Source organism: Bradyrhizobium ontarionense, assembly GCF_021088345.1.
Taxonomy (GTDB): Bacteria; Pseudomonadota; Alphaproteobacteria; order Rhizobiales; family Xanthobacteraceae; genus Bradyrhizobium; species Bradyrhizobium ontarionense.
Genome location: NZ_CP088156.1, coordinates 2,686,039 through 2,699,694, shown reverse-complemented (window position 1 = coordinate 2,699,694; position 13,656 = coordinate 2,686,039). Strand labels below are relative to the sequence as shown.

Below are 13,656 nucleotides of genomic sequence, written 5' to 3'. Positions count from 1 at the left end.
AGCTCAATCCTTCAGCGTGCCGGCGCGCATCGCGAGACGGACCAGCTCGGAGAGGCTGTTGGCTCCCATCTTGGTCATTACGTTGGCCCGATAGACCTCGATCGTGCGCGGGCTGATGTCGTATTCGCGCGCGATCAGCTTGTTGGAGAGGCCGGACATCAATCCGTCCATCACCTGGCGCTCCCTTGGGCTCAGGCTCGCAATGCGCACCAGGATGTCGTGCGTCACCGATTCAGTCTTGGCGGCCGGCTCGGCCTCCCGGATCGCGGTCTCGATCATCGCAACCAGTCGCTCGTCCTCGAACGGCTTCTCCAGAAAGTCGACCGCACCGAGCTTCATCGCTTCCACCGCAAGCGGCACGTCGCCATGACCGGTCATGACCAGGATGGGAAAGCTGCTGCCCGTGGCCTTCATGCGCTTCAGAAGCTCGATGCCGTCGATGCCGGGCATCCGCACGTCCGAGAGGACGCAGCCGAAGCTGAGCGTCGGCAGGCGGTCGAGAAACGCCTGCGCGTGCTCGAACAGCCTCACGTCAAACCCGGATGAATCGAGCAGGAAGTTGAGCGAGTCCCGCATCGCCTCGTCGTCGTCGATCACATAGACCTTCGCCCGTTCAGCCATCATGCTCGACCTTGGTTGGGGCGGCCGGCAGGGTGAAGCGGAATGTCGCCCCGCCCGCCTCGTTGTTCTCGGCCCACATTCGCCCGCCATGGGCCTCGATGATGGAACGGCTGATCGAGAGGCCGACTCCCATTCCGGTGTCCTTGGTGGTGAAGAAGGTCTTGAACAGGTTGGGCATGACGTCGTCGTGAAAGCCCGTTCCGGTATCGGACACGGCGATCTCGATCAAGTCGTCACTGATTCTGCGGTTGGTTGCCGCGAGCTCGCGCCGTGCGGAGTGCGCCATGGCCTCCAATGCGTTGCGGAACAGATTGACGAGCACTTGCTGGATCTGGACCCGGTCCGCCAGCACCAGATCGGCATCCGGATTGAGCTGGAAGCGGAGCTGGACGTTCTGCTCGCGGGCGCCGGCGAGCCCGAGCGCGCCCGCTTCCTCGATCAGCTTCGAAAGGCTCTCGACCCGCTTTTCCGATTCGCCCCGCGAGACGAAGTCGCGCAGGCGGCGGATGATCTGGCCGGCGCGAATCGCCTGCTCGGCGGCGCGATCCATCGCGCTTTCGATCTTGCCCGTATTCGGATCGCTGCTGCCGGCAAGCAGTCGGCGCGATCCTTTCATGTAGTTGCTGATGGCCGCCAGCGGCTGATTCAGCTCATGGGCCAGCGCAGAGGCCATCTCCCCCATCGCGCTGAGACGCGACACGTGAACCAGCTCCGACTGCAATTCGCGCAGTCGCGCCTGGGTCTGCTGGTGCTCGGTGAGGTCATGGGCGAAGCCCGTGAAATAGGGCTTGCCGCCGGATTGCATCTCGCCGATCGACAGGTGCATCGGGAACGTCGCGCCGTCGCGGCGGCGCCCGGTCACGATGCGGCCGATGCCGATGATGTGGCGTTCGCGGCTGGCATGATAGCGGACGAGGTAGCCGGCATGGCGCGAACGGTCCGGCTCCGGCATCAGCTCGCTGACGTCGAGGCCGACGGCTTCCTCCTCGGTATAGCCGAACATCCGCTCGGCCGCGGCGCTGAAGAACTGGATGATGCCGCTGCCGTCGATCACGATCATCGCGTCGGGCACGGTGTCCAGGATAGAGCGGAAATGCTGCTCGCGCAGGCGCAGCGCCTCTTCCAGCCGCTTCTCCTGGTCGATGTCGAGGGCGATGCCGCGCAGATACCGGGGCTCGCCGGCCTCGTCGGGCACCACGCCGGCAAGCACGCGAATCCAGTGGCCGCCGGACATCTTGAACGACAGGTCGACCCCGGTGCCCTGGTGACGTGAGTGCCCGATCGCCGCTTCGACCGGCGCCCGATCCGCAGGCGCGAGCAGCGCCAGGAACGACCCGTACGTCAGGGGCTGATCGGCGGGGACGCCGAACAGTTTGCGCGTGGTCACCGACCAGTAGAATTCGTCGGTCGCGAGGTCGAGATCCCATGCGCCAAAGCCCAGCGCGCGGGCGTCTTCGGGCCGGAGGTCTGCGTCCGGGAAAGGTTGGGTGACGCCGCGCACTTCGAAACTTTCGATCGATTCGCCGTTGTTACCAGGATTCGGCCGCAGCCGGAGCAGTCGGCCACTGCGGTATTCTATACCAGATTGGGCCGCTGGAACCCCTCGCCGATGTAAACTTTGGTTCGAGAATTCAAGGCTTTCTCCGGTTTCCGGTCGAGTTCCATCGGCCGCCTCCGTCCGTGTTCCGCTGCCCAATATTGATCTATCTCATCACGGTGGGTGATTTCATCTCTAAGAGTTGCATGGAAGCAATGTTTGGAGAGGCGGGATGACGTTCGCGACAGTCATGGTGAGCCTTGCGCTCAACCAGCCGAATGACGCCCGCCTGCAGGTTGCAGGCGATCTGGCGGCACGATTCGAGGCCGGGATGATTGGCGTGGCCGCGGCCGAGTTCACCCCGCCGCTGTATTTCACGACCGGCGAGCAGGCCCAGGAGCTGATCGATCAGGGCGAGGCTGCGCTTCATGCCCGGCTCGGAGAACTCGAACAGCAATTCCGCGCCGTGGTCGGCGACCGCGCCGCTGCCTCGAGCTGGCGCAGTGCGCTGGACTTTCCGGCCCGTTACGTTCTGGCCCAGGCGCGCGCTGCGGATATCCTCGTGACCGGAAGCGTTCCTCCCGGCTTTTCCGATGTGTTCGCGATCGCCAGTCCCAAGGATCTGGTGATGCAGGCCGGCCGGCCGTTGCTCGTGGTGCCGGACAATGTCAGCTGGCTCGATCTCGGGACCGTGCTGGTGGCGTGGAAGGAGACCCCGGAAGCGCGCCGCGCGGTCGCCGACGCGCTGCCGCTGCTCGGCAAGGCGAAAGACGTCGTCGTCGTCGAGGTTCTGGAAAACGCGTCCGAGTATGACGCCTGCGAGGCGCGCCTCCATGACGTCGTCGCGTGGCTCGGTCGCCACGGGATCGTTGCGTCAGCCCGGGTCGACGAGTCGGGGCAGGGGCGCAACGTCGCGGCCAAGCTCGACGCGATCGCGGCGGATATCACTGCCGGCCTCGTCGTCGCCGGGGCCTATGGTCATTCGCGCTTCCGCGAGCTGGTGCTCGGCGGGGTCACCGAGCATCTGGTGACCCGCACCGAGCGATGCGTGCTGCTGTCGCACTGAAATTTCGATCGTTCCATCCGAGAACAGGATTGCCGCCTTGTACAGATTTCTCGAGGAAACCGCCGGCAACTACATGACGCGGAACGTCACGACCGTGACCCGGGAGACGACCATCCGCGAGCTCGGCGAGATGTTCGACCGTGACGACTTCAATACCTATCCCGTCGTCGAGAACGACGAGGTGATCGGTATCGTCACCAAGTTCGACGTGCTGAAGTGCTTCGCCTTCACGCCCAATCAGATGCTGCCGCGCTACAGCGACCTGATGAACCGCACGGTCGCCGACGTGATGACGTCCGAATTCATCTATGTCAGGCCCGACACCAAGCTGACGCGCGTGTTGCAGCTGATGGTCGAGCACCGCATCCGCAGCCTCCCCGTGACCGGCGGCGACAACCGCCTGGTTGGGATCGTCGCCCGCGAAGACATCGTGAGGGCGCTTGCAGCCGCCGCCAAGGACTGATGGCGGAGAGCCGATCTTCAACGCCTGATACGAACGTCTAAGAACATCATCCCGCACGCGCGCCCTGCGCGTGCGGGATGATGCGTCAGCGGGTCATGCAGCCGCGGCCCGGCGTACGCTTAGTCGTGCAACACCCGGCTTCTTTGCTGGCGAACCGGTCGCAAAGTTGATTTCGATCAATTCCACGTGTGAACGATTGTGGTTGCTGGTCTCGTGTTCTTTCAGCGAGATTCCGCATGAGCGCGTCTTCATCAACAAAATCCATGACCATCGGCGAAAGTGGCTTGTCGCTTACGTTCGCCGTTACCGCCTTCCTGTGCGTCTTCGCTGCGGCGAAGGCACTGGATTCGGCCTTCGCGTTCCACGCCTCGCTCGCGGCTGCCGCCAGCGCGGCGTCCGTCTTCTTCATCCTCAACCGCTACTTCGAACGCGGTGAACTGCCTCCGCAGGAGGTCAACGGCCGGCCGAACTACAATCTCGGTCCGATCAAGTTCGCCTCGTTCATGGCGATGTTCTGGGGCATCGCCGGCTTCACCGTCGGCCTGATCATCGCCTCGCAGCTGGCGTGGCCCTGGCTGAACTTCGATCTGCCGTGGACCAGCTTCGGCCGTCTGCGACCGTTGCACACCTCGGCCGTGATCTTCGCCTTCGGGGGTAACGTGCTGCTGGCGACGTCGTTCTACGTCGTGCAGCGGACCTGCCGGGTGCGGCTCGTCGGTGATCTTGCGCCCTGGTTCGTGGTGCTCGGCTACAACTTCTTCATCCTGATCGCGGGCACCGGCTATCTGCTCGGGGTCACGGAGGGCAAGGAGTACGCTGAGCCCGAATGGTATTCCGACCTGTGGCTGACGATCGTCTGGGTGACCTATCTGCTCGTCTTCCTGGGGACGATCATCAAGCGCAAGGAGCCACACATCTTCGTGGCGAACTGGTTCTACCTTGCCTTCATCGTCACGATCGCGGTCCTGCATCTCGGCAACAATCCGGCCCTGCCGGTGTCGTTCTTCGGGTCGAAGTCCTACATCGCCTGGGGCGGCGTGCAGGATGCGATGTTCCAGTGGTGGTACGGCCACAACGCGGTCGGCTTCTTCCTGACCGCCGGCTTCCTCGCCATCATGTACTACTTCATCCCGAAGCGGGCGGAACGGCCGATCTATTCCTACCGGCTGTCGATCATCCACTTCTGGGCGCTGATCTTCCTCTACATCTGGGCCGGTCCGCACCACCTGCACTACACGGCGCTGCCGGACTGGACGCAGACCCTCGGCATGACCTTCTCGATCATGCTGTGGATGCCCTCCTGGGGCGGCATGATCAACGGCCTGATGACCTTGTCGGGGGCGTGGGACAAGCTGCGGACCGACCCCGTGCTGCGCATGCTGGTCGTTTCGGTCGCCTTCTACGGCATGTCGACCTTCGAAGGTCCGATGATGTCGATCAAGGTGGTCAACTCGCTCAGCCACTACACCGACTGGACCATCGGTCACGTGCACTCGGGTGCGCTCGGCTGGGTCGGCTTCGTGTCCTTCGGCGCGCTGTACTGCCTGGTGCCGTGGATCTGGAACCGCAAGGGTCTCTACAGCCTCAAGCTCGTGAACTGGCACTTCTGGACGGCCACGCTCGGCATCGTGCTCTACATCTCCGCGATGTGGGTCTCGGGCATCCTGCAGGGTCTGATGTGGCGGTCCTACACGGCGCTCGGCTTCCTCGAATACTCGTTCATCGAGACCGTCGAGGCGATGCACCCCTTCTACATCATCCGTGCCGCTGGTGGCGCACTGTTCCTGATCGGCTCACTCATCATGGCCTACAATCTCTGGATGACGGTCCGTGTCGGTGAGGAAGAAGTTCAGTCGCCCGTCGCTCTTCAGCCGGCGGAGTGAGGTATCAACCATGTCTTTCTGGCAACGACACCAAGTCTTCGAGAAGAACTCGATCATCCTGGTCATCGGCATCCTGCTGGTGATCGCGATCGGCGGCCTCGTCGAGATCACTCCGCTCTTCTACCTGAAGAGCACGATCGAGGCGGTCGACGGTATCAGGCCCTATACGCCGCTCGAACTGGCGGGCCGCAACATCTACGTCCGCGAGGGCTGCTATCTATGCCACTCGCAGATGATCCGTCCGCTGCGCGACGAAGTGGAACGTTATGGCCACTTCTCGCTGGCGGCGGAGAGCATGTACGACCATCCGTTCCAGTGGGGCTCCAAGCGTACGGGGCCTGACCTCGCCCGCGTCGGCAACAAATATTCCGACGACTGGCACGTCACCCACCTGACCAACCCGCGCGCCATCGTGCCGCAGTCGATCATGCCCGGCTATCCCTTCCTGAAGGAGACCGAGCTCAATCTCGACAACGCCGCCGATCACCTGAAGACGCTGCGTGCGGTGGGCGTGCCCTACACGGATGACCAGATCGCCAATGCGGCGGCCGACCTCAAGGCGCAGGTCGATCCGGACGGGGCCGGTGCCGAGGCGCTCGCCAAGCGCTATCCCAAGGCGGTGGTGCGCAACTTCGACGGCAAGGCGGGTGCGCCGACCGAAATGGATGCCCTGGTGGCCTATCTGCAGATGCTAGGGACGCTGGTCGACTTCAAGATCTACAACGAAAAAGCCAACCTGCGTTGAGTTCGAGAGGCAAACATCATGAAGCCCATCATTGCGGTTGAAAACATTGCGTCGTCACTCGTGACGACGCTGTGGACCCCGATCTTCGTCGCAATCTTCATTGCGATCGTGACCTACGCGCTCTGGCCTCGCAACAAGGCCGCTTTCGACGAGGCGGCGAACATGCCGTTGCGGGAGGATTAACTCATCATGGCTGACCATACCGAAGTCGACAGTGTCTCCGGCACCGCCACAACCGGCCACGCCTGGGACGGCATCAAGGAGCTCAACACCCCGCTGCCGCGGTGGTGGGTGATCACCTTCTACATCACCATCGTCTGGGCGATCGGCTACTGGATCGTGTATCCGGCCTGGCCGACCATCTCCAGCAACACCCAGGGCCTGCTCGGCTACTCGTCCCGCGCGGACGTGGCGGTTGAGCTTGCCAACCTCGAGAAGATCCGCGGCGGCAAGATGGCGGCGCTCGCGACCGCCTCGCTTGCCGACATCGAGAAGGATCCGGCCATGCTGGCCTTGGCGCGTGCCAAGGGCAAAACCGTGTTCGGCGACAATTGTGCCGCCTGCCACGGTACCGGCGCGACCGGCGCGAAGGGCTTCCCGAACCTGAACGACGACGACTGGCTGTGGGGCGGCTCGCTGGAGCAGATCCAGCAGACCTTGCTCTATGGCGTGCGCTCGGGTCATCCGAAGACGCGTGAAAGCCAGATGCTCGCCTTCGGCAAGGACGGTGTCCTGAAGCCGGCGGAGATCGTGACGGTCGCCAACTACGTCCGGGAGCTGGCGGGACTGCCGACCCGGCCGGGCTACGACGCCAAGGCGGGTGCCAAGATCTTCGCCGAGAACTGCGTGGCCTGCCATGGCGACAATGCCAAGGGCAATCCGGACCTCGGTGCGCCGAACCTGACCGACAAGATCTGGCTCTATGGCGCGGATGAGGCGACCCTGATCGAGACCATCACCAATGGCCGCGGTGGTGTGATGCCGGCCTGGGAAGGCCGTCTCGACCCCACCACGATCAAGGCGATGGCGGTCTACGTCCACTCGCTGGGCGGAGGAAAGTAACGGAAATCCAACGGATCTTTCCCTTCAATTGAGCTGGATCAACCGGGCGGCCGGAGGTGGGCATACCTTCGGCCGCAAATGCGAGAAGACCCCCCAGCCATGTACCGCCAGCCATGAACCAGACGGTAAAACCGGACGACCTGCAGCCGGTGGACGATTACGGTCCGCTCTACGAGGCCCACAAGAAGGTCTACCCGCAGAGCGTCTCCGGGACCTTTCGCCGCATCAAATGGGGCCTGATGGGCTTCTGCCTGGGCGTCTACTATTTCCTGCCCTTCATCCGCTGGAATCGCGGTCTCGCCGCGCCTGATCAGGCGGTGCTGGTCGATCTCCCCAACCAGCGCTTCTACTTCTTCTTCATTGAGCTGTGGCCGCAGGAGGTCTACTATTTCACCGGCCTGCTGATCATCGCCGCCATCGGCCTGTTCCTGATGAACGCGATCGGCGGCCGCATCTGGTGCGGCTATCTGTGCCCGCAGACGGTGTGGACCGACCTGTTCTATGCCGTTGAGCGCCTGATCGAGGGCGACCGGCGCGAGCGCATGAAGAAGGATGCCTCCAGCGATCCGATGAAGCTGGAGCGGATCTCGGAGATCGTGCTCAAGCATTCGATCTGGCTGTTGATCGCGTGGTGGACCGGCGGCGCCTGGGTGCTCTATTTCAACGATGCGCCGACGCTGGTCAAGGAGCTCGTCACCTTCCAGGGACCGATGCTGGCCTATATCTGGATCGCGATTCTGACGGCGACGACCTACACGCTGGCGGGCTTCATGCGCGAGCAGGTCTGCGTCTACATGTGTCCCTGGCCGCGCATCCAGGCTGCGCTCACCGACGAATGGGCGCTCAACGTCACCTACCGCTACGACCGCGGCGAGACCCGCACATCGGTCAAGAAGGCCGCCGAGCTGCGCGCCCTCGGCCAACCGGCCGGCGACTGCATCGACTGCCGGCAATGCGTCGCGGTGTGCCCGACTGGAATCGACATTCGCGATGGGGCGCAGATGGATTGCATCCAGTGCGGCCTGTGCATCGACGCGTGCGACACCGTCATGACCAAAATTGGCCGTCCGCCGCGCCTGATCGCCTATGACAACGACATCAACATCCATCGCCGGCAGGAAGGCAAGCCGCCGGTCTACAAGCTCGTACGCGCGCGGACGGTTGCTTATGCCGCGATCATCGCCGTGGTCGGCGGTGCCATGGTCTACAAGCTGGCCACGCGCTCGCTGCTCGACGTCAACGTCTTGCACGACCGCAATCCGATCGCGGTTAAGCTCTCGGACGGCTCGGTCCGCAATGCCTATACGATGCGTGTGCTCAACAAGCACGGCTTCGACCGCGTGATCGCCATCGATATCGAGGGGCCGGCAAATGCAATCGTCCATGTCGTCGGCGCCGACTCGGTCACGCCGGATCGTCCGATGATCGTGGTCGGCCGCGACCAGACCGAGGAGCTGCGTCTCCTGGTCACCGCGCCGGCCGAGAACAATCCGGACAAGTCGATCCCCGTCAAATTCTTCGTCACCGACATCGGTCTCGGCGTCGTCGCCTCCGCCGCCGACAATTTCGTCAGCCCTTAAAGACCCGAAGGAGCCCGCCAATGGCCAGCCGTTCAGAACGATCCAAGCCGCTGACCGGACGCATGGTGCTGGCCATGCTCCTCGCATTCTTCGGGACTGTGATCGGCGTCAACGTCTATATGATGAAGATGGCGATTTCGACGCTGCCGGGCACCGAGGTCGACAGCGCCTATAGCGCCAGTCTCGGTTACGAGAAGGAGATCACGGCGGCGCGCGACCAGGAGGCGCGGCGCTGGAACGTCGAGGCGCATATCGAACGTGGCACGGATGGTGCTGCAGTCCTGCAGGTCAATGCGCGCGACGCGAGCGGCAAGCCGGTGTCGGGCCTGAAATTCCAGGGCCGGCTCGAGCGGCCCGCCGACAAGCGTGCCGATCAGGAGGTCGCGCTCGCTGAGGTCGGCATCGGCATCTATCGCGGCACCGCGGAAGCGATTGCGCCCGGCCAGTGGGACCTGGTGCTCGAAGGCGACTCCAGCGGGCGGCGCATGTTCATGTCCAAGAATCGCGTGCTGCTGAACTAAAGGGAATGGCGACCATGCAAGTGACGCGCGACTTCTCGCACTACGTCAAGGATCTCGGGGCAGGCCTGAAGCACATCGACCTCGCGGTCGAAGGCGTCAGCTGCGCCGGCTGCATGGCCAAGATCGAGCGCGGGCTGTCGGCGCTGCCCGACGTGACCTTGGCGCGCGTCAATCTGACCGACCGGCGCCTGGCGCTCGAGTGGAAGCAGGGCACGCTCGACCCGGCCAAATTCATCGATCGTCTCGCCGAGCTCGGCTACAAGGCCTATCCGTTCGAGAAGGCGAGCGCAGAGGCGACTGAGGCCGAGGAGTCGCGGTTCCTGCTGCGCTGCCTGGGGGTCGCGGCCTTCGCCACCATGAACGTCATGATGCTGTCGATCCCGGTGTGGTCCGGCAACGTCAGCGACATGCTGCCGGAGCAGCGCGACTTCTTCCATTGGCTGTCGGCCGTCATCGCACTGCCGGCGGCGGCCTATGCCGGACAGCCCTTCTTCCGCTCGGCCTGGCGGGCGCTCAAGGGCGGCAACGTCAACATGGACGTGCCGATCTGCATCGGCGTGATCCTGGCTTTGGGCATGTCCATCGTCGAGACCTTCCACCACGCCGAGCACGCCTATTTCGACGCCGCGATCATGCTGCTGACCTTCCTGCTGGTCGGCCGCTATCTCGACCAGAACATGCGGCGGCGGACGCGCGCGGTGGCCGGCAATCTCGCCGCGCTGAAGGCGGAGACCGCGACCAAGTTCATCGGCGCCGATGAGATCTCGGAGGTGCCTGTCGCGGCCGTCCGCGCCGGCGATCTCGTGCTGCTGCGGCCCGGCGAGCGCTGCGCCGTCGACGGCGTCGTGGTCGAAGGCCGCTCCGAGATCGACCAGAGCCTGATCACCGGCGAGACGCTGTACGTGCCGGCCGAGCAGGGCACGGCCGTCTACGCCGGCTCGCTCAACATTTCCGGCACGCTGCGGGTGAAGGTGTCTGCGGCGGCGGAGGGCACGCTGCTGGCCGAGATCACGCGCCTGCTCGACAATGCGCTGCAGGCCCGCTCGCGCTACATGCGGCTGGCCGACCGCGCCTCGCGGCTCTATGCGCCGGTGGTGCATGCCACTGCGGCGCTCACCGTGCTCGGCTGGGTGCTGGCGGGCGCGAGCTGGCACGATGCCATCGTCACGGGTATCGCCGTGCTGATCATCACCTGTCCCTGTGCGCTCGGCCTTGCCATTCCGACCGTGCAGACCGTGGCTTCGGGCGCGATGTTCAAGTCGGGCGTGCTGCTCAATGCCGGCGACGCGATCGAGCGCCTCGCCGAGGCCGACCACGTCATCTTCGACAAGACCGGGACCTTGACGCTGCCCGAGCTGGAGGTCGTCAACGCCGCCGATATTCCGGCTGATGTGTTCGCGCTGGCCGGCCAGCTCGCGCTGTCGAGCCATCATCCGGTCGCATCTGCCGTCGCCCAGGCCGCCAAGGCGAGGTCGCCGCTGATGGGCGCGACGGAGGAGCCCGGGCAGGGCGTGCGCGCCGTCGTCGGTGGCGTCGAGATCAGGCTGGGCCGTCCGTCCTTCTGCGGCGCCGAGGCGCTGGTTGCACGGGATGCGGATCGCGATCCGGAAGCCTCGGTGGTCGCGTTCAGCCGCGGCGATGAGAAGTTCCTGCTCTCGGTGCGCCAGGGACTGCGCCCCGATGCCGCGAAGATCATTGCGGGTCTGCAGCGGCGCGGCATCAAGGTCGAGATCCTCTCGGGCGATCGCGAGGCCGCGGTGGCCGCAGCCGCCAAGGCGCTCGGCATCAGCGAGTGGCGCGCCGGCGTGACGCCGGCCGACAAGATCGCGCGTATCGAGGAGCTCAAGCGCGGAGGCGCCAAGGTGATGATGGTCGGCGACGGCATGAACGACGCGCCGTCGCTGGCGGCCGCGCATGTCTCGATGTCGCCGATCTCGGCCGCGCATCTCAGCCAGGCGACCGCTGATCTCGTCTTCCTCGGCCGTCCGCTCGCGCCGGTGCTGGTTGCGATCGACTACGCGCGCAAGGCGCTGCATCTGATGCGGCAGAACCTGTGGCTCGCGGTCGGCTACAACTTCTTCGCGGTGCCCCTTGCGATCAGCGGTGTCGTGACCCCACTGATCGCGGCGGCAGCGATGTCAGGCTCTTCGATCCTGGTGATGCTGAATGCACTGCGCGCCCGCAAGGTTGCGGAGGAGGCCTCGTCATGGAAGTGATGATCATTCTCGTCCCGCTCGCTTTGGCGCTCGGCCTTGCCGGATTGGCCGGCTTTCTCTGGTCGCTCAAGAGCGGCCAGTATGAGGACCTCGAAGGCGCCGCCTGGCGCGCGATCGCCGATGACGATCAGCCGGCGCCTCCGCCGCCCGAGCCGGCCCCCAGCCGGCCCTGACGCCGGTTCGCGCGAGATCGCGCTCGCCCGCGCTGCCGATGCTGTCTGTTGATGCGGCATGTCATCGTGTCGGCGATCCGGTCGCGACACGACTGCAGGCAACGGGATGGCTCCCACGAGCCTGCTGGTCCGGCACCAGGCCGCAGCCGGCCCATACCCGCCGTCTCGCGTGCAATAGCCTTTGTCGACCGCTGCGATCTGCTTTCTGACGTCCGCCCGCTGGCCGTGTGCGCCCGATTGCCTCGCAAAGCGAAATTCATTCGCCTATCAATACGACCTGGACTGCTCGGCGCGATGCATCGATTGCCGGCGGTGCACTTCCGGTTGACGGTGGCTGGACCCTGCAGGAAAGGCGGGGCCTGCGTAACGGCGGCATGTGAATCGCGAAGAAGACGGGGCGAGGGCGGGAGAACAGGAGACATGGCCGTGGTCAACGACAGCGCACGCGCGACGATCGATCGTAGCAAGATCCCCGGACAGGTGGTTCTGGTGCTGCAGGGCGGCGGTGCACTCGGATCCTATCAGGCCGGCGTCTATCAGGCGCTGCACGAGGCCGGTTTGGAGCCTGACTGGGTCATCGGCACATCGATCGGTGCGATCAATGCGAGCTTGATCGCCGGCAGCCCTGTGCATGAGCGGATGGCGCGGCTTCGGGAGTTCTGGAAGCGCATGCACCGCCAGCCCGCCTGGACCGTGCGGACGGCGTTTCCCGATCTCAACGAGCGCTTGTCCTATTGGATGACCGTGACGCAAGGCGTTCCCGGCTTCTTTCGTCCCAACGCGCTGGCGCATGCCGGCGAGTCCTATCCGCTCGGTGCCGAACAGGCGGGCTACTACGCGACCGCTCCGTTGCGCGAGACCTTGCAGGAACTGGTCGATTTCGATCTCGTGAACAATGGCGGCCTGCGGCTGACCGTCGGGGCCGCGCATGTCCGCACCAGCCGAATGCACTATTTCGACAACCGCGACAGCGCGCTCGATGTGCGTCACATCCTCGCTTCCGGTGCACTGCCGCCGGCATTTCCGGCGGTACGCATCGACGGCGAATTGTATTGGGACGGCGGCATCCTCTCGAATACGCCGACCGAGGTCGTGTTCGACGACAACCCGCGCAAGGACGCACTGATCTTTGCGATCAATCTGTGGAATCCGCAAGGCACGGAGCCGACTACGATGGCGGAGGTGCTCAACCGGCACAAGGATGTGCAGTATTCGAGCCGGATCTCGAGCCATATCGCCCGTCAGCAGCAGATCCACCGGCTACGTCACGTCATCAACCAGCTGGCCGCGCACCTACCGGAATCGGCCCGGAATGATCCTGCCGTTCGCGATCTCGTCAGCTACGGCTGTCAGACGCGGATGCACGTCGTCCAGCTGTTAGCTCCGCAGCTCGATCGCGAGAGCCATACCAAGGACATCGATTTTAGCGCGAGAGGTATTTCGGTGCGCTGGAATGCCGGCTATCAGCACACGCAGTCGGCGCTGGAGCGGATGCCCTGGACCGGCGAGTTCGATCCGCTATCCGGCGTGGTGCTGCATGAGCCGCCGTCGGATGCGATGACGACTGAGTAGTTGCGCATGCTGCAGTGCAAATTCATCTTTTGAGAGGCATCCAGGCACCACTCGCGTCCATTCGGTTTAAGGGATTGGTGGTAGTTTGCTCTTAATCATGATGGCGGCGCGCGTCTTCGACGTGATGAGTTCTTGGCCGATCCACCGCAGAGACGCTGCCAAGGTCCATCGCGCAGGTCCCGTTGCCCCACCAGTAATGATGCTGGTCGGCATTACC

At 64.4% G+C, this 13,656-nt stretch carries 13 protein-coding genes; 11 read left to right on the top strand and 2 right to left on the bottom strand.

The features are described from left to right. Positions 1-3 precede the first annotated feature (3 nt). Both fixJ and fixL read right to left on the bottom strand, forming a co-directional pair. Positions 4-621 carry a response regulator FixJ gene (fixJ, locus tag LQG66_RS12190; protein ID WP_231326459.1) on the bottom strand — a complete coding sequence of 206 codons (618 nt, stop codon included), beginning with the start codon at positions 619-621 and terminating at the stop codon, positions 4-6. Next, positions 614-2,122 (bottom strand): sensor protein FixL, encoded by a 1,509-nt coding sequence (gene fixL, locus LQG66_RS12185; RefSeq protein ID WP_345778943.1) that lies wholly within the window; start codon positions 2,120-2,122, stop codon positions 614-616. The genes fixJ and fixL overlap by 8 nt, the downstream gene beginning before the upstream one ends. A 268-nt stretch (positions 2,123-2,390) precedes the next feature. On the opposite strand from fixL, the gene LQG66_RS12180 reads away from it, so the two are divergent. The 11 genes from LQG66_RS12180 (at position 2,391) to LQG66_RS12130 (ending at position 13,439) form a co-directional block, all read left to right on the top strand. Beyond that, the gene (locus LQG66_RS12180) at positions 2,391-3,224 is read left to right on the top strand and encodes a universal stress protein (protein WP_231326458.1); all 834 of its coding nucleotides are present in this window, start codon (positions 2,391-2,393) and stop codon (positions 3,222-3,224) included. Positions 3,225-3,261: 37 nt separating this feature from the next. Then, positions 3,262-3,687 carry a CBS domain-containing protein gene (locus LQG66_RS12175; protein WP_231326457.1) on the top strand — a complete coding sequence of 142 codons (426 nt, stop codon included), beginning with the start codon at positions 3,262-3,264 and terminating at the stop codon, positions 3,685-3,687. 236 nt (positions 3,688-3,923) lie between these two features. Continuing rightward, complete coding sequence (ccoN, locus tag LQG66_RS12170; protein WP_231326456.1) at positions 3,924-5,570, top strand: cytochrome-c oxidase, cbb3-type subunit I; 1,647 nt, start codon at positions 3,924-3,926, stop codon at positions 5,568-5,570. A gap of 10 nt (positions 5,571-5,580) precedes the next feature. After that, positions 5,581-6,315: a cytochrome-c oxidase, cbb3-type subunit II gene (gene ccoO / locus LQG66_RS12165; protein ID WP_231326455.1), complete on the top strand. Its 735-nt coding sequence runs from the start codon at positions 5,581-5,583 to the stop codon at positions 6,313-6,315. Between the two features lie 18 nt (positions 6,316-6,333). Beyond that, a complete protein-coding gene (locus tag LQG66_RS12160) occupies positions 6,334-6,498 on the top strand; it encodes a cbb3-type cytochrome oxidase subunit 3 (RefSeq protein WP_231326454.1) in 165 nt (54 codons plus the stop codon). 6 nt (positions 6,499-6,504) lie between these two features. Next, positions 6,505-7,377, top strand: coding sequence for a cytochrome-c oxidase, cbb3-type subunit III (gene ccoP, locus LQG66_RS12155; RefSeq protein ID WP_231326453.1), 873 nt, complete (start codon positions 6,505-6,507; stop codon positions 7,375-7,377). 113 nt (positions 7,378-7,490) lie between these two features. Further along, positions 7,491-8,957 carry a cytochrome c oxidase accessory protein CcoG gene (ccoG, locus tag LQG66_RS12150; RefSeq protein WP_231326452.1) on the top strand — a complete coding sequence of 489 codons (1,467 nt, stop codon included), beginning with the start codon at positions 7,491-7,493 and terminating at the stop codon, positions 8,955-8,957. Positions 8,958-8,977: 20 nt separating this feature from the next. Continuing rightward, complete coding sequence (locus LQG66_RS12145) at positions 8,978-9,478, top strand: FixH family protein (RefSeq protein ID WP_256460619.1); 501 nt, start codon at positions 8,978-8,980, stop codon at positions 9,476-9,478. A gap of 14 nt (positions 9,479-9,492) precedes the next feature. Continuing rightward, positions 9,493-11,694 carry a cation-translocating P-type ATPase gene (locus LQG66_RS12140; RefSeq protein WP_231326451.1) on the top strand — a complete coding sequence of 734 codons (2,202 nt, stop codon included), beginning with the start codon at positions 9,493-9,495 and terminating at the stop codon, positions 11,692-11,694. Further along, positions 11,685-11,867 carry a cbb3-type cytochrome oxidase assembly protein CcoS gene (gene ccoS, locus LQG66_RS12135; RefSeq protein WP_231326450.1) on the top strand — a complete coding sequence of 61 codons (183 nt, stop codon included), beginning with the start codon at positions 11,685-11,687 and terminating at the stop codon, positions 11,865-11,867. The genes LQG66_RS12140 and ccoS overlap by 10 nt, the downstream gene beginning before the upstream one ends. Positions 11,868-12,287: 420 nt before the next feature. Further along, a complete protein-coding gene (locus LQG66_RS12130) occupies positions 12,288-13,439 on the top strand; it encodes a DUF3734 domain-containing protein (protein WP_231326449.1) in 1,152 nt (383 codons plus the stop codon). Positions 13,440-13,656: the final 217 nt, after the last annotated feature.

What these genes read in the sequence shown, in the direction of transcription:
- fixJ (WP_231326459.1), bottom strand. Translation starts at nt 621, where the DNA reads ATGGCTGAACGGGCGAAGGTCTATGTGATCGACGACGACGAGGCGATG.
- LQG66_RS12180 (WP_231326458.1), top strand. Translation starts at nt 2,391, where the DNA reads ATGACGTTCGCGACAGTCATGGTGAGCCTTGCGCTCAACCAGCCGAAT.
- ccoN (WP_231326456.1), top strand. Translation starts at nt 3,924, where the DNA reads ATGAGCGCGTCTTCATCAACAAAATCCATGACCATCGGCGAAAGTGGC.
- ccoO (WP_231326455.1), top strand. Translation starts at nt 5,581, where the DNA reads ATGTCTTTCTGGCAACGACACCAAGTCTTCGAGAAGAACTCGATCATC.
- LQG66_RS12160 (WP_231326454.1), top strand. Translation starts at nt 6,334, where the DNA reads ATGAAGCCCATCATTGCGGTTGAAAACATTGCGTCGTCACTCGTGACG.
- ccoP (WP_231326453.1), top strand. Translation starts at nt 6,505, where the DNA reads ATGGCTGACCATACCGAAGTCGACAGTGTCTCCGGCACCGCCACAACC.
- ccoG (WP_231326452.1), top strand. Translation starts at nt 7,491, where the DNA reads ATGAACCAGACGGTAAAACCGGACGACCTGCAGCCGGTGGACGATTAC.
- LQG66_RS12145 (WP_256460619.1), top strand. Translation starts at nt 8,978, where the DNA reads ATGGCCAGCCGTTCAGAACGATCCAAGCCGCTGACCGGACGCATGGTG.
- LQG66_RS12140 (WP_231326451.1), top strand. Translation starts at nt 9,493, where the DNA reads ATGCAAGTGACGCGCGACTTCTCGCACTACGTCAAGGATCTCGGGGCA.
- ccoS (WP_231326450.1), top strand. Translation starts at nt 11,685, where the DNA reads ATGGAAGTGATGATCATTCTCGTCCCGCTCGCTTTGGCGCTCGGCCTT.
- LQG66_RS12130 (WP_231326449.1), top strand. Translation starts at nt 12,288, where the DNA reads ATGGCCGTGGTCAACGACAGCGCACGCGCGACGATCGATCGTAGCAAG.